This window comes from Streptomyces sp. NPDC048291 (genome assembly GCF_043201715.1).
Classification (GTDB): domain Bacteria; phylum Actinomycetota; class Actinomycetes; order Streptomycetales; family Streptomycetaceae; genus Streptomyces.
This window is the reverse complement of the sequence record NZ_JBICZC010000009.1, coordinates 43,407-64,007: the sequence shown is the minus strand read 5'-3', so window position 1 is coordinate 64,007 and position 20,601 is coordinate 43,407. Positions and strand designations below refer to the sequence as shown.

The following is a 20,601-nucleotide window of genomic DNA, read 5'->3' as shown; positions in this document are numbered from 1 at the left end:
GCTCAGGAACCGACCACGGCCGCAGTGGATCCGGCGGCCGTCGTGCCGTTGCCGGACGGGGTCGGCGCGGCGATGGCGAACGCGTCGCGGAAGGCGTCCAGGGCCGCGTCGGAGTCGTCGCGGGCCCAGCCTTCGAGGCCGATGACGCCGGTGTAGCCGAAGCTGTGCAGGGCGCGTGCGACGGCGGGGTAGTGGATCTCGCCGGTGCCCGGTTCGCAGCGTCCGGGGACGTCGGCGACCTGGATCTCACCGATGAACGGCAGCGCCCGGCGGCAGAGTTCGACGAGGTTTCCCTCGCCGATCTGGGCGTGGTAGAGGTCCAGGTTCATGCGCAGGTAGGGGCTGTCCACGGCGCGGACGAGGGCCAGGGTGTCGGCGGCGCGGGCGAAGGGGGTGCCCGGGTGGTCGACGGCCAGGTTGAGGTTCTCCAGGGTGAAGACGCGGCCCGCGGCCTCGCCCAGTTCCGCGACGCGCCGCAGGGTGTCGGCCGCGGTGAGCCACATGTCGGGCGTGACGACCTCGACGGGGCGGACGGGGAGGCCCTGGTCGTCGAGGCCGGTGCCGTGCAGGTTCAGGCGCGGGGAGTCGATGCGGGCGGCCGCCTCAAGGGAGGTGCGGGCCGAGGAGAGCAGCGCGTCGATGCCGTCGGGGTCGGTGAGGTTCCCGGTGAGGTAGCCGGTCATGGAGGAGAAGGTCGCGCCGGTGGCGGCCAGGGCGTCGAGGTCCTTGGCCGACCAGTCCCAGATCTCCACCTGGAAGCCGCGCTCGGCGATCCGGGTCACGCGCTCGGTGAACGGCCGGTCCCGGTAGAGCATTTCGGCGCTGGCGGCGAGGACGAACGGGGAAGCGGTCGGGGTCATGCGGTCACCTCGGCGATCGTGACGGGGCGGTCGGTCTCCACGCTGCGGATCGCGGCCAGGGCGACGGACAGGGCGCGGCGGGCGTCGTGGCCGGTGACGACGGCGGGGTTCTTGTGGCGGACGGCGTCGGCGAAGGCAGTCAGTTCACCGACGTACGCCGCGCGCAGCAGGTCGGTGTCGCGGCGGGCGGTGTCGACGTGGATGCCCTGGGCGCCGTAGAAGGTCATGTCCGTGGTGCGGGCGTCGCCGGCGGTCACCATGCCCTCGGAGCCGAAGACCTCGGCGCGTACGTCGTAGCCGTACAGCGCGCTGAAGGAGGCCTCGGCGGTGGCGATGGCGCCGTTGTCGAAGCGGACGGTCACGACCGCGGTGTCCAGGTGGCCCCGGTCCCTGGCGTCGGGGCGGACCAGGGCGTCGGCGGTGGCGTGGACGCTCAGCGGTTCGGCGCCGGGGTTGAGCCAGCACAGGGTGTCGAAGTCGTGGATGAGGGTTTCCAGGAAGATCGTCCACTGCGGGATGCGTGCCGGGTCGGCGGTGAAGGGGCCCGGGTCGCGGGTGAGCGAGCGCAGCAACTGCGGGGTGCCGATGCGCTGTTCGTCGATCGCGGCGCGGGCGGCGGCGAAGCCGGGGGCGAAACGCCGGTTGAAGCCGACCTGGAGTACGACACCGGCCGCTTCCGCGGCGACGATCGCGCGGTCGGCGTCGGCCAGGGTCACCGCCATCGGCTTCTCGACGAAGACGTGCTTGCCGGCCCCGGCCGCCGCGACCACCAGATCGGTGTGGGCCCGGGCCGGGGCGGTGATCAGCACGCCGTCGACGTCGTCCCGGTCGAGGATCTCGCGCACGTCGGTGGTGGCCAGCGGCGCGCCCAGTTCGGCGGCGAGGCGTTCGGCGGCGCCGGGGACCGGGTCGCCGACCGCCGCCAGCGTGACGCCGGGGATGTGCCGGGCGACGATCTCGGCGTGGTTCGAGCCGATACGGCCCGCGCCGATCGTGGCCAGCCGCAGCGTGCGGGGGACGGGCCGGAGGCGGCCGGGGGAATTGTCAGCGACGACCATGTCGGTGCTCCCGAAAACTAGTACGTTCTAGTCGGGAAGGTAAACGCACGCCGGGCATCGGTCAAGGGGTCGATATGCTCGGCGCGAGGCCGCCCTCGGATCCGGCGGCCGAGCCGCATTCGACCAGGTTGGGGAGTGGCGACGTGACGAAGTCGGACGACGACGCCCGCGACGGCGCCGCACAGGCGCCCCCCGCGCAGGTCGCCGCGGCCGGCTCCACCGCCGACTCCACCGCCGGATCCGCACGCGGGCGGAAGAGCCGTCCGACCATGGCCGACGTGGCCAGGGCCGCCGGTATGTCCACCGCCCTGGTCTCGATCGTGATCCGCGGTGTCCCGGGGGCCAGCGACGAGACCCGGCGGCGCGTGCTCCAGATCGCCGACGAGCTGGGATACGTCCCCGACCAGCGCGCCCAGAAGCTGCGGCGGTCCAGTTCGCGGGTGCTCGGTGTCGTCTTCGAGCTCCAGCAGCCCTTCCACGGCGATCTCGTCGAGCATCTCTACGCCGCCGCGGCCCGGCACGGCTACGAGGCGGTGATCAGCGCGGTGGCCCCCAGCCGCGCGGAGTCCACGGCGGTCAACGCCCTGCTCCGTGAACGCTGCGAGGCCGCCGTCCTGCTGGGCAGCCGCCTGTCCGACGAGGAACTCGAACGCCTGGCCCGCCGGTTGCCGACCCTTCTCGTCGCCCGCCGCAGCGGACTGGCGAGCGTGGGTTCCGTCCGCGGTGACGACCTGGTGGGCATCAGGCTCGCGGTCGACCACCTCGTCGGCCTCGGGCACCGGCGGATCGCGCACATCGACGGGGCCGGCGCCCCGGGCAGTTCGGACCGCCGGCTCGGCTTCCTCCAGGGCATGGCGGACCACGGGCTGGCCGACTTCGCCGACGTGCTCGCGGGCGGCCTGACCGAGGAGGCCGGTGCGGAGGGCATGCGTTACCTGCTGGACCGCCAGGTGCCGCCGCCCACGGCCGTCATCGCCTTCAACGACCGTACGGCCACCGGTGTCCTGGACGTTCTCGCGCATCGGGGCCGCAAGGTGCCCGGGGAGATCTCCGTGGTCGGCTACGACGACTCGCGACTGGCGAAGATGCCGCACGTGCAGCTGACCACCGTCTCGCAGGACGCGGCCGGCATGGCGGACGCCGCGGTGGCCGCGGCACTGGACCTCGTCAAGGGCGGCACCCCGCGGGAGACCGTGCTCACGCCCCGCCTGGTCGAACGCTCGACGACCGGCCCGGCACCTCGCTGACCCCCGCCCCCCGCACGTTCCAGCCCGGATGTCTTGACGTACGCCGGACCGCCCGGCGTACACACCGCACCGCCCTAGAACGTTCTATCCGGAGCCCGCCGTACGACGAAGGCCCTGCCCCTCTCCTCCGAGGGGCAGGGCCTCGCCGGGATGCGGCGGGTGTCGTCGGTCCGGACGGCGGTGGGCGTCAGCCGATCCGGGTCCCGGTCGCGGACAGCGCCTCCGTCACCGGCTGGAAGAACGTCTCGCCGCCGGAGGTGCAGTCGCCGCTGCCGCCCGAGGTCAGGCCGATCGCGCTGCTGCCCGAGAAGAGCGAACCGCCGCTGTCGCCGGGCTCGGCGCACACGTCGGTCTGGATGAGCCCGCCGACCGTACCCTCGGAGTAGTTCACGGTGGCGTTGAGGCCGGTGACCGTGCCGTCGTGGACCTGGGTGGTGGAGCCGCTGCGGGTCACCTTCATGCCGACGGTGGCCTCGGCCGCGCCGGTGATCTGCTGGGCGGAGCCGTCGTAGAGGTCGACCTCGCTCGGGTGGTCCGCGTCCGAGGTGTACTTGACCAGCCCGAAGTCGTTTCCTGGGAAGCTGGACTGGGCGTTCTGGCCGATCACGTTCCCGGCGGAGTCGGACCAGGTGGAGATGGCCTCGGTGCAGTGCCCGGCGGTCAGGAAGTACGGCTGGCCGTCCTTGACCACGTTGAAGCCGAGCGAGCAGCGCCCGCCCGAGCCGCTGATCGCGTCGCCGCCGGCGATGAAGGGCTTGAACTCCCCCTTCGAGTGCCGGAGTTCGACCTTCCGGCCGAGTCCGTCGACGACCTTGGTGAGCTTGGCGAGGCCGGCCCCGGTGACCGTCCTGTCGGCGGTGACGACGACCTTGTTGCCGACCGGGTCGGTCGCCCACGAGGTGCCGGGGATGGTCGCGTCCTGCTTCAGGGTGATGCGCGCGCCGTCGAGTTCGGCGAGGGAGTTGGCGACGAGTCTCGCCTTCGCCCCGGCCGCCTCGACGGCCTTCGCGGCGGTGTCGTCGAGCACGTTGACGACGAGGTTCTTCGACCGGGCGTCGTAGTAGGTGCCCGCCGCGTCGGTGCCGAGGTCGGCGGCGAGCGTCGAGGCGAGCTTTCCGGCCGCCGGGGCGGACAGGATCTGCGGTACGGCGGACTTGGCGGGCTCGCTCGCGTTCGCACTCTGGAAGGTCACTCCGGCGGCGACGAGCGCGGCGACTCCCGCGCCGGCGAGCGCCGTCCGGCGCCCGGGTATGCGTCGGTGCTTCAACTCATGTCCTCCTGTGGGGGGTCGGTCCGCGAGGTTGTGGGGACCTTGAGGACCGGAAGGCTGGTTGACGGCCGCCTACTATTCCGAGACCCACAGGGAGCACACAAGGTCGACTTCAGGTCTCGCGTGCGCGGATGTTGTGCGCCCCCCTGTGCACGGATCGTGCACGGCCACCGGCCGCCGCCGACCGCCGGTCGCCAGTCACCCCAAGAGGATTCGCACTGCAAACACCGCGCGCGAGCAACGGGCGGCCGACAGTGACGTCCGCCCCCGACCCGTCGCCTGCTACCCCTGGCCGGAATTCGCCCCTGCTGTCCCGCCGGCACCATCGGCCCCTGCCGCCGGGGGCAGTTGCTGCTGCTGCGCCCGCTCCAGGAACCTCAGCAGCTCCACCGGGAACGGCAGCACCAGCGTCGAGTTCTTCTCGGCGGCGACCGCCACCACCGTCTGCAGCAGCCGCAGCTGGAGCGCGGCGGGCTGCTCCGACATCTCCTTCGCCGCCTCCGCGAGCTTCTTGGACGCCTGCAGTTCGGCGTCGGCGTTGATGACCCGGGCCCGGCGCTCCCGATCGGCCTCGGCCTGCCGGGCCATGGACCGCTTCATGGTCTCGGGCAGCGAGACGTCCTTGATGTCGACGCGGTCGATGGTGACGCCCCACTCCACGGCCGGGCTGTCGATCATCAGCTCCAGGCCCTGGTTGAGCTTCTCGCGGTTGGACAGCAGGTCGTCCAGCTCGCTCTTGCCGATGATGGACCTGAGCGAGGTCTGCGCCATCTGCGAGACCGCGAACTTGTAGTCCTCGACCCGGACGACCGCCTCGGCGGGCGCGGTCACCTTGAAGTAGACGACGGCGTCCACGCGTACGGTCACGTTGTCCCGGGTGATGCCCTCCTGCGCGGGCACGGGCATCGTGACGATCTGCATGTTGACCTTCTGGAGCCGGTCCACGAACGGGACGATCATGGTGAACCCGGGCTCGCGCACCACCGGTCGCAGCCGGCCGAGGCGGAACACCACGCCCCGCTCGTACTGTCTGACGACCCGTGCCGCGGCCAGCGCGTAGACCGCTCCGACGGACACGAGAGCGGCCCCGGCCGCCACCAACGCCTCGACCATGCCGGCCCCCAGAGGGTGACTGACTCCAACGGTCCTTCGACGGTAACTCCGGGGCCGTACAAGGGCGAGCCCCCGTACGCCGGTTGCGTACGAGGGCTTGCCGGAGGCCGGTCCGGATCCGGCCCCAGGGGTCGTCAGCCGACGCTGACGCCGTAGTAGCTCAGCGCCTCGGTGACCGGCTGGAAGAAGGTCGTGCCGCCGGAGGTGCAGTCGCCGCTGCCGCCGGAGGTCAGACCGTAGGCCACGGAACCGCCGTAGAGCGGGCCGCCGCTGTCGCCGCCCTCGGCGCAGACCGTGGTCTGGATCATGCCGTAGACGATGTCACCGCTGCCGTAGTTGACGGTGGCGTTGAGCGCGGTGACCCGGCCGCTGTGGGTGCCGGTGGTCGAACCGCGGCGGTACACCGTCGTCCCGACGCTGGGCGTGGCCGCGCTGGAGATGGTCTGGCTGCCGACCGCGCTCGGGTGCGCGATCGAGGTGTTGGTGTAGCGGACCAGCGCGAAGTCGTTCGTCGGGAAGCTGTAGCCGACGTTGGTGCCCAGGACCGTGGTGTGGCCGGAGTTGCTGTACCAGGTCGAGGCCACCTCACCGCAGTGCCCGGCGGTCAGGAAGTAGTACGTGCTGCCGCTGTGCACGTTGAAGCCGAGCGAGCAGCGGTAGGCGCCGCCGTAGATGGCGTCGCCGCCGGTGATCAGCTTCTTGAAGGTGCCGGGGGTGTGCTTGACGGTGAGCGCGCCGGAGTTGACGCCCGCCTGCCGCTTGATCTTGGCGATCTCGGCGTTGGAGACCGTGGAGTCCACGGTGAGGACGACACGGTTGGTCTTGCTGTCGACGGCCCAGGCGGTGCCGGGGACGTTCGCCTTCAGGACGGAGCTGTTCACGGCCTTCAGCTCGGTGGTGCTGAAGGTGTGGGTGTCACTCGCGCTCGCGGTGGGGACGGCGAGCGCCGCCGCGGCCAGGAAGCCGGTGCCCACGGCGATCAGCCGGGTCCGTCTCGTGATACCGCTGCGGGGGGTCGTGCGCTTGATCCTCACTTTTCGTTCCCTCCCAGGGGAAGTCGGGGGCCCGCGTGGGGTCGGGGCCCGTGAGGCGCAGCCAGTGGGTGTGCCCGGATTTCGGACACGCAATGCCCCTGACAAGCGCTGAGGGGGAGTATTCGGGCGAACGACCGGCGCCCGCAAGGGTGCCTTTCGGCCGTGCGACCGTGTTCGAACCATGCCGACTTTGTGTGATCCTGTCGCGGTCCGGGCGGGTTGACGCCCTGTCGAATGTTCGTCGAACGTCCGTCGAATGTCTCAGGCGAGCTTCCGCTCCCCCGCCTCGACGGCGAGGTCAAGCGTGTTGCCCGGCGGCGGGAAAGGGCAGATGAAGTGGTCCGCGAAGGCGCACTGCGGCAGCTGCGCCCGGTTGAAGCCGACGGTGGTGGAGCCGTCGGCGGCCGGGGCGGCCGAATAGAGGAACCTGAACCGGAAGCCGCCCGCTGCGCCGGTGGTGTCGGCGAACACCGCCCACAGCCTGCCGTCGGGCTGCTCGGCGACCCGGAGCGCCAGCTCCCGGCCGGCCAGGGTGAAGCCGAGTTCCCCGGCGAGCACCAGCGCCCGCTCCACTCCGTCGGCGGTGCCGACCCGGACGGTGTGCGGATCGTCGTCGTACGGCGTGAAGCGTCCCGGCACCGACCAGCGCGGGTCGTACGGGGTGGCGTCGATGCCCCGGAAGGCGCGGCGGGTCCCGGCGGCCGGGTCGTACTCCCGTACGCCCCAGACGCCCTCGCGGACCAGGACGACCAGCCGTCGCTCGCCGAGCGTGACCCGGGCCGACGGTTCGGGGTCGGCGGCGAGCCGGACCTCGCCGGCGAAGGGCTCGCCGTCCGGGGCCAGGCCGTCGGCCGCCGTCGCGGTGAGCACGACGCCGTCCCCGTCGGCCGCCCATATGCCGGGCAGGGCGGGGAGCCGGCCGTCCGGACGGTCCTCGATCTGGGGGTCCCCCCAGGCCGTTCAGGCACTGGGGAGGCTGCCGACCAGCGCGAGCGGCCCGTACGGCGCCGACACCGTCTCCTCGCGGTGCTCGTGCCGGCGCTTCCAGTCTCCGGCCGCGTCCGCGTTCATCCGATCAGCCCTTCCCTGGTCCTCGTCGTCACCCATGTCAGGTCTCTCCTACGCGCAAGGTATTTCACGGCGCCGCGAGTTGCCCGGCGGGCCGGGCGAGGCCGAGGTGCTCGCGCAGGGTGCTGCCCGGGTAGAAGGTGCGGAACAGACCGCGGTGCTGGAGGAGCGCCACCGTGCCGTTGACCAGCCGCTCCAGGTCGCGGCGCGGCTCGGCGGGGACCAGGTGGAAGCCGTCGGTGGCACCCTCACCGTGCCAGCCGGCGACCAGCTCCGCCAGATCCACCGGACCGCCCCGGTACAGCGGCCCCTGCACGGTCTGCCGGGGCCCGCCGCCGCCGTGCCCCGGCTCGGCCGCGCGCTCCCCGTCGCCCAGATCCACCACGAGACTCACCAGCACCCGCAGGGCATCCGGCTCCCGCCCGAACTCCGCCGCCCGCTGTCGCAGTTCGTCCCGTACGGCGGCGGCCTGCGCGGAGCTCGCGGCCCGCACCAGGGCGACGTCGGCGTACCGGCCGGCGGCCTGCCGGGCGGCGGGCTCGGTGGCGTCGGCCACCCGGACGGGCTGCTCCGGCGCGGGCCCCGGGGCCTCGCTCCACCGGCCGGCCCGGCCCCGGCTGACCCGGTCGAGGTGGGCGACGGCGGCCTCGGGGCCGGTCGTCACCGGCACCAGCCCGATCCGCCGGGTGGCCGAAGCCACCTGCGCCAGTACGGTGAGCGCGTCGGTCTCCGGCCACCCGAACCGGTCGTCGAGCGTCACGAAGTCCAGTCCGCCGCTCTCGGCCAGCCGCACCAGCTCGACGTAGCGCTCCGCGTCGAACACGCCGACCTGATCCACGGCGGCGGCCAGATGCAGCAGCCCCCGGCCGTACGAGCCGGTCATCACCACGAACCTCCCTGTAAGACAGCCCGTGAGACAGCCTGCGAAACGGCCGGACACCGGCCGTGACGCCCGCTCATGACACGACCCCGGCCAGGTCGGCCAGGAAGGCCAGCGCCGCGCGCGCCGTGGCGTCGTTCTGCCGGAACGCGGGCCCTCCGGTGCGCGGACGGGTGAAAGCGCCGGGCGTACGGCCGTTCGTGAACGGCCCGAGCGCGAACCGCCGGGGATGCGGCCGCCCGCGCCCGTCGAGGATCCGCCCGTCGGCCGGGTCCACCCGGAGCAGCCCGTCGGCCGTCTCGGCGGCCTCGTCCGCGGGCAGCCCGCGCAGCAACGCGTCCCGGGCCCGCCCCACGGTGGGTTCGGGCAGCCGCGCCTCGACCAGGGCCCGCGCCGCGACGGAGAACCCGGGCACGGTGTCGGCGGCCGCCCGGAACACCCCGTCCTCGGCCGTCACCGTCATCCCGGCGCCGACGAACCGCAGCACCCCGGCCCGGGACAGCGCGAGCAGCTGCCGCAGCCGGGGGCCGGGCGGCCCGGAGGCGAGGTAGCTGAAGAACCCGTGCCACCAGGACCCGATGTCGCCGAGCCGCACCAACTGCCCGTAGACGGAGAGCAGTCCGAGGAACACCGCCAGGTCGGCGCTGTACGCGGGATCGTGCCGGCGGTCCAGGTCGGCCTCGATGTAGCCGCGCAGGCCGTCCTGGAACTCCTCGTGCGATCCGTACCGCACCCCGGCCAGCGGGTGGTCCAGCACCGCGAGATCGAGCCGGTCGGCCGGATCCGGTACGGCGGCGGCCACCAGCGCCCGCACCTCCGCCTCGCCCTCGGCGGCGGCGTACTTCTCCTCGAAGTCCCGCCAGGCGACGGCCGTCCGCTCGGGATGGACGGTGAACAGCCGGTGGTAGTGGGCGAAGCCCAGCTCCTTCTCGACCAGCGGCCACACGTCCCGCCGGAAGTCGAAGCCGTCCGGGCGGGCGAGCAGTGCGTCGATCTCGGCGGGGCCGAGGAAGCGGGGCAGCGGCGGGCGCTCGCCGGTCCAGTCGTACCCGATCTTCGAGTGGTACGGCACGCCGCGCCGCGACCCGACGTACAGCACCGGCTCCTGCCCGGACGGCACGTAGGTGTCACCGTCGTACCGGCCGCCGCGCCCCTCGGTGAGCAGCACCATCAGGTCGACGAAGGCGAGCCCGAACCCCCGCACCAGCACCGGTTCGCCGGGCCGCAGCGCGGACAGGTCGCTGTCGGCGGTGAAGTCGGGCGGCAGGTGGACCAGGCCGTGTGCCTCGGCGTACTCGGCCAACGCGGCCTGTTCCGGTTCGAGTTCGGCGTCCAGGTGGCCGAGGGCGAGGACGACGAGGTCGGCGAGGAGCGGGCGTGGCCGGCCCTCCAGCCAGACCTGCTGGCGGCCCTCGCGCGGCCCGCTGACCCGCAGCGCCCGGCGCGGGTGGTGGTGGACGGTGATGCCGTCCGGGAGGTCGGCGAGGGCGCGGTCGTAGACGTGGCGCAGGTAGCGGCCCTGGATCGGCCGGTCGGCGAAGGTACGGCCGTCCAGGCCCGCCCACTCGTGCAGGGTAGGGCCCTCCCGCACCGGCCCGGCCATCCGCACCGACTCGTCCGTGAACATGGTGACGTCCTCGGCGTGCGAGTTCATCCACAGCAGCGGCGACTGGGCGGCCCGCCAGATCCGCCCGGCGCCCGGCGGATGCGGGTCGACCAGATGGATGTCGAGACCCGAACCGGCGTACAGCTCCGGGGCGTTGGCGGCGATCCGCTCCAGGAGTCCGGTCCCCCGCGGCCCGGCTCCCACGATCACCAGCTGGGGCCTCATCGGACGGCCTCGGGCCCGGGTATGCCGGGGACGGAAGAGACGGCGGTTCTGGCAAGGGTCTCGGAAGACATGCGAAGGCTCCGTGGCGGATCAATCGAACACGGTGGACGCGCACACGGGGTGCGGGTGCCTTCACACGGAACGCCGGCGTACGGCGCTCTTACGGCCGAGCCCCTCAGCAGGGCCGTCCGTCGACTCTACGGTGCCGTTTCCCCTCGCTGTCAAGGGTGTCCAGAGTGTGGGCGGCGCGTCTCAGGTCGGTTGACGGAGAACCGGAGACCTGTTCCACTTGGCCCATGCATCCGCAGCAGTGGCTGGTCAAGCGCTCCCACATCGACTTCGGTCGAGTGTGGTCCTGTTCCTGTTGAGCTGACCCCCTGCACGCCCCGCGACCGGCGGGGACCCTTCGCGTTCTCCCTTCGCCTTCACACGCACCCCCTCCCCTCAAGAACAGACGCCGGATTCACGCGCCCCAAAGGGGCGCGGGGAACTGCGCGAGCAACCACGACGAATCCCGCGGCCGCCACATGCCCCGCGCCCCCACGGCGACTAGCGCACCGCCATCGCCCTCCTCCTGGGTACGGACCTCACCCCGATCACCCGGTCCATCAACGCCCCCAGCACATCCCGCACAGACCCCCGCTCCCGCGCGTCGCACTCCAGCACCGGCACGTCCGCCCCGAGCCCCAACGCCTCCCGTACCTCCTCCAGATCGAACCGCTCGGCACCGTCGAAGCGGTTCACGGCGAGGACGAAAGGCGCCCCATGGGACTCGAAGTAGTCGACGGCGGGAAAGCAGTCCTCGATCCGGCGCGTGTCCGCGAGGACCACCGTTCCCAGCGCTCCCTCCACCAGGTCGTCCCACAGGAACGAGAACCGGTCCTGCCCGGGCGTCCCGAACAGGTACAGCGCGACCGCCGGATCCAGCGTGATCCGGCCGAAGTCGAGCGCCACGGTCGTCGTGGTCTTGGACTCGACCCCGGCGAGCGAGTCGACGCCGACCGACACCTGGGTGATCGCCGCCTCCGTGTCCAGCGGCTCGATCTCCGAGATCGCCCCGATGAACGTCGTCTTGCCGACCCCCAGTCCCCCGCTCACCACGATCTTCACGGCGAGCGGCACGACCTTCTCAGAGCGCCCGGACATGGTCCCTGATCCTTTCGAGCAACTGGAGCGGCAGCTCCGCGGGTTGCCGGCAGGCGAGCTGTCCGGCGACGACGAGATCGGAGATCAGCACCTTGGCGACTCCGAGGGGTACGCCGACCCGGTGCGCCACCTCGGCGACCGTCGTCGGCTGCGCGCACACCGCCACGATGTGCCGGCGTTCGAACGTGAGCGACTCGTCCGGCGCACCCACGGCCATGACCAACGTCTCCAGCCGCAGGTCGGTCTGGAGCGGCTCGGCCCGCCCGCCGGTGATGATGAACGGCCGTACGAACGCCGTGTCCTCGACGGGTTCGGCGGGCTCCCGCGCACTCATCGGGGCAACGCCTGCCGCAGATCGGCGATGAGCGTCGGGGTCAGCAGGTCACCGGCCCGTTCCGCGAGCACCGCCATCTCGTAGCCGACGAGGCCCAGTTCGCCGCTGGAGTCCGCGAGGACACCGAGACAGCTGCCGTCCCGGATGGCGGAGACCAGCAGGAAGCCGCGCCCCATCTCGATCATGATGAGTTTGACCCCGTCGAAGCTGTACCGCTTCGAGGCGCTGCGCGCGAGCGACGAGAGCCCCGACACGATCGCCGCGAGATGGTCGGCCTCGGTGCGGCCGAGCCCGTCCGAGACGGCGATCAGCAGCCCGTCGGAGGAGACGGCGACCGCGTCCCGTACCCCGTCCGTGGACCTGACGAAGTTCGCGAGCAGCCAGTTGAAGGTCCGCGAGTCGTTGGGGGTGTCGACGGTGGTCACTCGCCGTCCTCCTCGGTACGCGTCTCGGACACCTGGGCCTGCGCCTGCACAGGCGCCTGCTCTTTCCCTTTCGCCTTTTCCTTCTCTTTTTCCTTCTCCTTCTCCTTCTCCACGCTGATCCCGCCCCGCATGTGTGCGCTGCGCAGGGTGGCGAGCATTCCGGAGACCTCCTCGGGGCTGCGGTCGGGGGTGCGTTCGGCGGGTGCCGGGCGGCTGGGCCGGTCCGTCTCGCTGACGGCCTCCGAGATCGCGCTGCGCTGCGGCCGCTTCACGAGCCCGTTGCGGGTCCGGGCGGCCGAGGCCCCCTTCTTCTGCGGCTGTTCGGGCCTGGCCTCGGCGGCGACGGAGACCAGCTGCGTCTCGTCCGGCTCCTTGCGCGGGGCCGGCACGGCCGGGGCGGGTACGGCGGCGACGGGCTGCTTCGGGGTCGCCGTGGCCTCGGTGAGCAGGCTGTCCGGGACGAGCACCCGGGCCACCACCCCGGCGGCCGGCGCCTCCCCGAGACGCACCTCGATCCCGCACTTGCGGGCGAGCGCGCCGACCACGAAGTGGCCGAGGAACCGGGTCGGCTCGGCCATGAAGCTGGCGGTGCCGGAGAGCCGTACGTTCGCCTCGGCGATCGCCTTGGCGTCCATGCCGAAGCCGTGGTCGACGATGGCGACCAGGTAGCCGGCGCTGGTGCGGCGGCCCTCGATCTCGACGTCCGAGTCCGGCGGGGAGAAGCTCAGCGCGTTCTCGATCAGCTCGGCGAGCAGGTGGGCGATCTCGGCGACGACCGCGCCGGTGAGGTGGGCCGGCTCGACCCGGCGCAGGGTGACCCGGCGGTACTCCTCGACCTCGGCGAGGGAGGCGCGCAGGACGTCCGTGATGGACAGCGGGGTGGACCAGGGTCGCGGGCTGGACTCCCCGGCGAGGACGAGCAGGCTCTCGGCGTTGCGGCGCATGCGGGTGGCGAGGTGGTCCAGTTCGAAGAGGTTGGCGAGGGTCGCGGGGTCGGCGTCCTCGTGCTCCAGCTTGTTGATGAAGCTGATCTGGCGGCGCACCAGGTTCTGGTTGCGGCGGCCGAGGCTGACCAGCGAGTCGGTGGCGTTGCGGCGCAGCACGGCCTGCTCGGTGGCCAGGTCGTAGGCGGCCCGCTGCACCCGGTCGAAGGCCTCGGCGACCTCCTTGACCTCGGCACCGGCCCGGCCGGAGACGGCAAGCGGGGCGGGCGGCTCGGGGTGCTCGCCGTAGGAACCGTCCTGGACGGCGGCGACGGCCTTCGGCAGCCGCTCTCCGGCGACCTCGCGGGCCTGCTGGGCGAGTTCGGCGAGCGGCGCGGAGACGGACCGTACACAGTCCAGGGCGAGCGCGCCGAGCGCGGCGACGGTGCCGAGCGCGAGCAGCAGGAAGAGCAGCAGGTCACGCTGGGCGGTGCCCTCCAGGGCCGAGGCCCGGTTCTCGACGTCGGTGCCGAGCGAGACCTGGACGTCCCGCAGCCCGTTGATGGTGGCGGTCATCGCGTCCCACCACTGCATGGGCGGGATGTCGTTCCACTTCAGCTTCCCGCCGCCCTCGACGGCGGTGTCCTCGTACGCCAGCGCGCGCTCGGCGTCCGGGGTGGTCATGGCCGCGTCCAGGCGGCGCTGCTGGGCGTCGGCGGCCGAGCGCGGGAAGGCGTCGAGGGCGGCGAGGCGGCCGGCCCGGATCTCCATGAACCTGCTGTAGTCGTCGCCCTGGAACTGGCCGGCGCGCACCGAGCCGAGCACGATGGCGCGCTCCTCGCCGGTGAACTCCTTGGCGTTGCCGAGGATCTGCAGCGTCTGGTAGGCGTCGCGCAGGGTGGCGTCGTGGACGTCGCTCAGGCCCAGGTCGAGCCGGTCGAGGACGGTGATGGTGGTGGTGAAGTAGTCGAAGGTGTCCTTCACCACGCCGGTGTGGTCGTCCGCGTGCTTGCGGATCCCGGCGAGGCCGTCGAGCCGGCCGAGGGACTCGCGCACCGAGCCGGCGGCGCTGTCGCCACGGCCCCGGAGCGCCTGGTCGAGCCGGGCGCGGGCGGTGTCGGTGGCCTTGCGCTGCGCGGGCAGCTTGCCCGCGAACTCCTTGACGCCGCCGACGTATCCGGTGGTGAGACCGCGCTCCTTCTGGAGTTCGTGGATGAGGCCCTGCAGCGTGATCTCCAGCCGGGCGTTGTCCGCGGTGGCGGAGGCGTTGCGGTAGACGGAGACCTGCTCGGCGGCCGCGACGCCCAGCAGCGTCAGCAGGACGGCGAGGGCCAGGACCAGGATCCGCAGGAGCCTGGTGCGAATGGTGGCTGCTTGCACAGAAGTGCCTTAATCATGAGGCGAGTTGATGGATATGCGGAACCGGGGGGAGAAATGGTTCTGCGCTTCGGCCAACGAACCTCTCCGGGCAGCGGTCACCCGATCATGTTTTTGTTTTACGTCACGGAAACAGGATCAAGGTGAACCCCGAGGCGAGCGTCCCGGCGCCACCCGTCCGTATACGGTGACGGACATGCACGCGGGTTGACGGCCTCCGCGACGCACCCGGGCCGGCCGACGCACCCCCGAGCCCGTGTCAAAGCCCCCCGAACCGCCTCGGTCCGTTCACCCTGACGCACCGTTCATCACCCGTACGCCGGAAACAATCATATTTCACTCTCAGTCAGCAGCCGTGTGAGCTACCGCCCTTGGGGTACCTGGGCTCTCGACGTTTTGGCTCTGCACCAGTACCGTCACAAACCCCCCGTGCGGCGTCTATCCACTTGGCGCGACATCCGCATCATGGACGACCATAGGGATGCGGAAGCAAGAAGGACCGCTGTGAGAGGAGGCGTCCATGGGATCGGTACGCAAGGCGAGTGCCTGGCTTGGCCTCGTCGACGACAACGATGACGAGCGCTACTACGACGACGACTACTCCGAAGGGACCGAGCAGCCCGGGGATGCCTGGGTCACCGACCCCCGGGTCAAGGTGGCCACGGACACCGCCGAGGAGAAGGGCCGCCGGATCGGCACGGTCACCCCGGACAGCTTCCGGGACGCCCGCGCGATCGGCGAGCTGTTCCGCGAGGGCGTGCCGGTCATCGTGAACCTCACGGCCATGGAGCCGGGCGACGCCAAGCGCGTGGTCGACTTCGCGGCCGGGCTGACCTTCGGCCTGCGCGGCACCATCGAGCGGGTGGCCAACCGGGTCTTCCTGCTGACCCCCTCGAACACCGAGATCGTCAGCGGTGAGCCGGCCAGGCGCCGCGAGGACGGCTTCTTCAACCAGAGCTGAGGCAGGGCCGCTCACCGGCCCTGCCCCCGCGCGGGGTCACCGGAAGGCGTCGAGCCCGGTGAGTGCCTTGCCCAGCACCAGCTGGTGCATCTCGACGGTGCCCTCGTAGGTGAGCACCGATTCAAGATTGGTCGCGTGCCGCATCACGGGGTACTCCAGGGAGATCCCGTTGGCGCCGAGGATCGTCCGCGCCGTACGGCAGATCTCGATCGCCTCCCGTACGTTGTTGAGCTTGCCGAAGCTGACCTGCTCGGGACGCAGGCGACCGGCATCCATCCGCCGCCCCAGATGATGGGCGAGCAGGATTCCCTTGTGCAGTTCGACCGCCATGTCGGCGAGTTTGGCCTGGGTGAGCTGGAAGCCCCCGATGGGCCGACCGAACTGCTCCCGCGACTTCGCGTAGTCGACGGCGGTCTCGAAGCAGGTGCGGGCCGCGCCCATGGCACCCCACACGATCCCGTACCGGGCGTGCGAGAGACAGCTGAGCGGCCCCTTGAGCCCGACGACCTCGGGCAGCACGGCATCGGCGGGCAGCCGCACATCATCCATCACCAGCTCACTGGTGACGCTCGCCCGCAGCGACCACTTGTGCCTGATCTCGGGCGCCGCGAACCCCGGCGTGTCGGTGGGGACGACGAACCCCCGGATGCCGTTCTCCGTCTGCGCCCACACCACGGCGACGCCGGCCACCGACCCGTTGGTGATCCACATCTTCCGCCCGCTCAGCACCCAGTCGCCGCCGGCGTCGCGCCGGGCGTGGGTCCGCATGGCGGCGGGGTCGGACCCGTGGTCCGGCTCGGTGAGCCCGAAGCACCCGATGACGTCGCCGGCGGCCATGCCCGGCAGCCACCGCTGCTTCTGCTCCTCGCTCCCGAACCGGTGAATCGCGTACATGGCGAGCGATCCCTGCACGGACACGAGCGACCGGATACCCGAGTCGGCGGCCTCCAGCTCCAGGCAGGCGAGCCCGTACTGTACGGCCGACGCCCCGGCGCATCCGTACCCGTCGAGGGACATCCCGAGCGCCCCGATCGACCCGAGTTCCTTGGCGAGCTCCCTGATGCCGGGCAGTTCCCCGCTCTCGTACCACTCGGCGACGAACGGCAGCACCCGGTCCGCCGCCCAGCTCCGGACGGTCTCCCGTACGGCGAGATCCTCCGGCTCCAGAAGATCGTCGATCCCGAGCGGGTCACCGGCATCGAACGGGGGCAACTTCACGGACGCGGACATTCAGAACCCTCCCAAAACTAGCAGCGCTAGTTACAGTCTCCCCCGTTCCCCCACCCACGCACCACCCGTGCGAGTCCCCCGAGAACCAGACCTCTCCCGCGGGGCACCTTCACCGTCGGCGCCCGCGCGCAGCCATCCCCCACAAACCCAGTCCCCAGTCCCCCCGCACCCGCACCCGCACCCGCACCCGCACCCGCACCCGCACCCGCACCCGCCAACGGCGAACTACCCCCACAGGTCGCTCCGCCTCTCCCCCCACCCGCACGGGCGGTGCGCGGGTGGGGAAGACCCTGACCCGCACCCGCCAACGGCGCACCACCCCCACAGGTCGCCCCACCTTCATACCCACCCGCACGGGCGGTGCGTGGGTGGGCAAGGAAAGGCAGCCGCCAACGGCGCACCACCCCCACAGGTCGGCCCACCTTCGTGCCCACCCGCACGGGCGGTGCGTGGGTGGGCAAGGCGCGGCTACGCCGACACGCGGGAGCGTTCGGGTTCGCGAGGGGCGGGGAGTTCCACCGACGCGGCCGCGTCCTCGCACTGCATCGCGCGCGGCAACCGCAGCGCCATCACGGCCCCCAGCAACAGCAACCCCGCACTCACCAGCAACGTCACATGCAACCCGTGCACGAAGGAATCCCGCGCCGCCCGCCGCAACGCCGCCCCCGCCGCCCCGCCCAGCCGCCCGGCGACCGCGTACGCCTCCCCCAGCGAATGCCCCGCCGCGGTAGACGCCGACGCCGGCACCCCCGGCACCCCGGCCAGCCCCGGCGCGTACGCCGCGTTCATCACACTGCCGAGGAGCGCGATCCCGATCCCGGCACCCAGCTGGTACGACGTCTCGCCGATCGCCGCCGCCCCGCCGGCCTGCGCCGCAGGCGCCTCGCTCAGCATCGACTCGTACGCCCCGAACAGCGTGGTCTCCAGGCCGAACCCGAGCAGCAGGAAACCGACGAGCAGCAGGACCGGGTTGTCCGTCCCGCCCATCGCGGTCAGCACCAGCACCGCCACCGCGGTCAGGCAGAAGCCGAAGCACACCATCCGGCGCGGCCCGAAGCGCCGCAGCAGCCGCGCCCCGGCCAGCCCCGCCGCCATCGCGGCGAGCGTCAGCGGCAGCAGTCGTAGCCCCGTCTGCAACGGCGAGAGGCCGAGCACCAGTTGCAGGTACTGTGCGGCGATCAGTTCGAGGCCCACGAGCGCCAGCATGGCCAGCACGATGCAGCCCACCGCCGTACTGAACGCGGGCCGCGCGAACATCTTCAGGTCCACCAGCGGGAACGCGCGCCGCCGTTGCCGTCGTACGAACAGCGCCAGCAGCAGCGCGCCCAGCAGCAGCGGTGCCAACGTCAGCGCGCTGCCCGCCGGTTCGCCGCCGCCGAGGCGCTTCACCGCGAACACGACGCCGAACAGGCCGACCGCCGCCATCAGCGCGCCGACCACGTCCCAGGGGCCGTCGCGGTCGCCGCGGGACTCGGGCAGGAGCAGGCGCCCCACCGGGAGGCTGATCAGCATCAGCGGGATGTTGACCAGGAAGACGGAGCCCCACCAGAAGTGTTCGAGGAGGAAGCCGCCCAGGAGGGGGCCGACGGCCGCGCCGACGGCGGCGACCGCGCTCCAGATACCGATGGCGAGGGCCCGTTCGCGCCGGTCGGGGAAGACCTGCCGGAGGATGGAGAGGGTCGCGGGCATGATCATCGCGCCGCCGACGCCGAGCAGTGCCCGGGCCCCGATCAGCGCCGCCGCACTCGGCGCGAGGGCCGCCGCCGCGGAGGCGATGCCGAACAGGGTGTAGCCGAGGAGCAGGACCCGCCGCCGGCCCACCCGGTCGCCGAGCGTGCCGAACAGGATCAGCAGCGAGGCGCAGACCAGCGGGTAGACGTCGACGATCCAGAGCAGCTCCATGGCGCCGGGTTTGAGGTCCTCGGTGACGGCCGGCACGGCGACGTGCAGCACGGTGGCGTCGAGGGCGACCAGCAGCAGGCTGACGCAGAGGACGACGAGGACGACCCAGCGGTTGGCACCGGCACCGGCCCTGGACACCGTCCGACGGCGCGGTCGTACGGCGGCCGTGGTCGTCCCGGACATGTACGTACCTCCCAGATGGTCCCTCACGTGCGGCGGACGGGCGGGGTGGGGACTCCCCGTCGTACGGCCGGAGAGGAGCGGGGTCTCCGGCCCGCGCATACGAACGCGAGTGACATGTCAGCGTACGCGAGTTCGTTGCGGGGGCACGTGGCGGACCTCTCACACGCTCCGGAGAACTCATGTGGCGTACGCCACTGCCCCCGCACCGCACCACGCCCGCGCCGACCCCGCGGTTCCGCGTCCCGTCGATAATCGAGCCCGTGACCGATCTTGAAACGCCCTTGGCGGCACCGCGCGCCCCCGCCCTGCGCCGGGCGGCGCCGGCCCTGCTCGGGTACGCGGCCGTCCGCGCCCTCGGCCTGGTCGTGCTGGCCGGGTGGAGCGCGGCGCGGGGCAAGAGCGCGTACACCTTGTTGACGGCGCGCTGGGACTCGCTGTGGTACACGCGGGTCGCCGAACTTGGCTACGGCTACCAGGTGCGGCTGCCGAACGGCGACGTCCACTCCAACCTGGCCTTCTTCCCGCTGCTGCCCTGGCTGGAGCGGCTGCTGCACGCGCTCGCCCCGCTGTCGTACGCCGACGCCGGCTTCACGGTGAGCCTGCTCGCCTCGCTCGCCGCGGCCTGGGGTGTCTTCGCGGTCACGGACGTCGTGTACGGCCGCCGGGTGGGGGTCTGCGCGGTGCTGGTGTGGGCCGTGCTGCCGGTCGGGATCGTGCAGTCGATGGCGTACAGCGAGTCGCTGTTCACGGCGCTGGCCGCGTGGTCGCTGTACGCCGTGCTGACCGGCCGCTGGGTGACCGCCGGGACCCTGGCCGCGCTGGCGGGGCTGACCCGGCCGGTGGGGCTCGCCGTGGTGGCGGCGGTGTGGGCGGCGGGGGTGATCTCGTTCGTGCGGGATCGGGGCAGGGGCGCGCAGGACCGTGGTGCGGATCAGCCGGACGGAGCGCACCACGGCGAACGCGCCCCCGAGGCGTCCGGCGCCGCCCGCGCCCGGCGCGCCCCGGAGGCAACCGGCGCACCCCACGCACCACGCGCCCCCCACGTCACCGCCCCCGGGGCCCCCGCCTGGCGCCGCGCACTGGGCATGCTTCTCGCCCCGGTCGGCGCCGCCGCCTATGTCCTGTGGGTCGGCCACCGCACCGGCCGCGGCCCGCTCGGCTATCTGGACGTCCAGGCGGGCTGGCGTAACGGCTTCGACGGCGGCTATGCGTTCGCACGCTTCGTCGCCGACAAGTTCACGTCATTTCCGTCCGCTCTCGCCGGAGCGGGTTTGATCCTCGGCGTCGGACTGCTGCTGTGGCTCTACGTGACCGGCGTCCGCCAGCGGCAGCCGCTCCCCCTGCTGGTCTACACGGGTGTCGTCTTCGCGCTCGCGCTCTGCGCGTCGAGCTACTTCGGGTCCAAGCCGCGGCTGCTGATGCCGGCCTTCCCGGTGCTGCTGCCGCTCGCCCGGGCCCTCGCCCGGCTGCGTGTCGGTAGATCGGCGCTGGTCACGGCCGGTGTGGCGGTGGCCTCGGCGGTCTATGGCGCGTTCTGGCTGAACGGCTCCGGACCTCCATGATCGTTTCGGTGGGCTCGATGAGCAGCGGGAGAATTCCACCCCACTCTTTGGTTAACGAATTCATAAGTGCCATAAAACGGCGACCCGGCATGATCAAAGGAATTGAAGGGCGGACCGGCCGCGGATTACGGAATCCTTAGAATTCGGAGACCTCCTGAGAGGTTTCCCACATCACATCGTCATCACAAAGCCGCAGT

Annotated in this window: 16 protein-coding genes and 1 pseudogene; 3 read left to right on the top strand and 14 right to left on the bottom strand. The window is 72.1% G+C overall.

The genetic code is table 11. The features are described 5' to 3' along the window. Positions 1-2 precede the first annotated feature (2 nt). Positions 3-860, bottom strand: a complete 858-nt coding sequence (locus tag ACGF5O_RS24360; RefSeq protein WP_393811989.1) for a TIM barrel protein — start codon at positions 858-860, stop codon at positions 3-5. Beyond that, positions 857-1,918, bottom strand: a complete 1,062-nt coding sequence (locus ACGF5O_RS24355; protein WP_393811988.1) for a Gfo/Idh/MocA family oxidoreductase — start codon at positions 1,916-1,918, stop codon at positions 857-859. The genes ACGF5O_RS24360 and ACGF5O_RS24355 overlap by 4 nt, the downstream gene beginning before the upstream one ends. A gap of 143 nt (positions 1,919-2,061) precedes the next feature. Here ACGF5O_RS24355 and ACGF5O_RS24350 point away from each other — a divergent pair, with 143 nt between their 5' ends. After that, on the top strand, positions 2,062-3,165 hold the full coding sequence (locus ACGF5O_RS24350) for a LacI family DNA-binding transcriptional regulator (protein WP_393811987.1): 1,104 nt from the start codon (positions 2,062-2,064) through the stop codon (positions 3,163-3,165). Positions 3,166-3,352: 187 nt separating this feature from the next. Here ACGF5O_RS24350 and ACGF5O_RS24345 read toward each other — a convergent pair whose 3' ends face one another. The 10 genes and pseudogenes from ACGF5O_RS24345 to ACGF5O_RS24300 form a co-directional block, all read right to left on the bottom strand. Then, a complete protein-coding gene (locus ACGF5O_RS24345) occupies positions 3,353-4,432 on the bottom strand; it encodes a S1 family peptidase (RefSeq protein ID WP_393811986.1) in 1,080 nt (359 codons plus the stop codon). A gap of 285 nt (positions 4,433-4,717) precedes the next feature. Then, positions 4,718-5,548, bottom strand: a complete 831-nt coding sequence (locus ACGF5O_RS24340) for a slipin family protein (protein WP_393811985.1) — start codon at positions 5,546-5,548, stop codon at positions 4,718-4,720. A 134-nt stretch (positions 5,549-5,682) separates the two neighbouring features. Then, positions 5,683-6,582 (bottom strand): S1 family peptidase, encoded by a 900-nt coding sequence (locus ACGF5O_RS24335; RefSeq protein ID WP_393811984.1) that lies wholly within the window; start codon positions 6,580-6,582, stop codon positions 5,683-5,685. Between the two features lie 261 nt (positions 6,583-6,843). Then, a pseudogene (locus tag ACGF5O_RS24330) lies at positions 6,844-7,653 on the bottom strand (DUF1684 domain-containing protein). 64 nt (positions 7,654-7,717) lie between these two features. Then, positions 7,718-8,533, bottom strand: a complete 816-nt coding sequence (locus tag ACGF5O_RS24325; protein ID WP_393811983.1) for an LLM class flavin-dependent oxidoreductase — start codon at positions 8,531-8,533, stop codon at positions 7,718-7,720. Positions 8,534-8,606: 73 nt separating this feature from the next. Continuing rightward, a complete protein-coding gene (locus ACGF5O_RS24320) occupies positions 8,607-10,361 on the bottom strand; it encodes an FAD/NAD(P)-binding protein (RefSeq protein ID WP_393811982.1) in 1,755 nt (584 codons plus the stop codon). 549 nt (positions 10,362-10,910) lie between these two features. After that, positions 10,911-11,507, bottom strand: a complete 597-nt coding sequence (locus ACGF5O_RS24315; protein ID WP_393811981.1) for an ATP/GTP-binding protein — start codon at positions 11,505-11,507, stop codon at positions 10,911-10,913. Further along, the gene (locus ACGF5O_RS24310) at positions 11,491-11,841 is read right to left on the bottom strand and encodes a DUF742 domain-containing protein (RefSeq protein WP_393811980.1); all 351 of its coding nucleotides are present in this window, start codon (positions 11,839-11,841) and stop codon (positions 11,491-11,493) included. Before ACGF5O_RS24310 ends, ACGF5O_RS24315 begins: the two co-directional genes overlap by 17 nt. Next, entirely contained in the window at positions 11,838-12,266 is a 429-nt protein-coding gene (locus ACGF5O_RS24305; RefSeq protein WP_362594467.1) for a roadblock/LC7 domain-containing protein, read from the bottom strand. Before ACGF5O_RS24305 ends, ACGF5O_RS24310 begins: the two co-directional genes overlap by 4 nt. Further along, entirely contained in the window at positions 12,263-14,569 is a 2,307-nt protein-coding gene (locus ACGF5O_RS24300; protein ID WP_393811979.1) for a nitrate- and nitrite sensing domain-containing protein, read from the bottom strand. The genes ACGF5O_RS24305 and ACGF5O_RS24300 overlap by 4 nt, the downstream gene beginning before the upstream one ends. A 517-nt stretch (positions 14,570-15,086) precedes the next feature. Here ACGF5O_RS24300 and ACGF5O_RS24295 point away from each other — a divergent pair. Continuing rightward, complete coding sequence (locus tag ACGF5O_RS24295) at positions 15,087-15,527, top strand: cell division protein SepF (RefSeq protein ID WP_362594471.1); 441 nt, start codon at positions 15,087-15,089, stop codon at positions 15,525-15,527. A gap of 36 nt (positions 15,528-15,563) precedes the next feature. Here the strand turns inward: ACGF5O_RS24295 and ACGF5O_RS24290 are convergent, their stop codons facing one another. After that, positions 15,564-16,757 (bottom strand): acyl-CoA dehydrogenase family protein, encoded by a 1,194-nt coding sequence (locus ACGF5O_RS24290; protein ID WP_393811978.1) that lies wholly within the window; start codon positions 16,755-16,757, stop codon positions 15,564-15,566. Positions 16,758-17,225: 468 nt separating this feature from the next. After that, on the bottom strand, positions 17,226-18,842 hold the full coding sequence (locus tag ACGF5O_RS24285; RefSeq protein WP_393811977.1) for an MFS transporter: 1,617 nt from the start codon (positions 18,840-18,842) through the stop codon (positions 17,226-17,228). Positions 18,843-19,102: 260 nt separating this feature from the next. Here ACGF5O_RS24285 and ACGF5O_RS24280 point away from each other — a divergent pair, with 260 nt between their 5' ends. Next, a complete protein-coding gene (locus tag ACGF5O_RS24280; RefSeq protein WP_393811976.1) occupies positions 19,103-20,404 on the top strand; it encodes a mannosyltransferase family protein in 1,302 nt (433 codons plus the stop codon). The last annotated feature ends 197 nt before the right edge of the window (positions 20,405-20,601 follow it).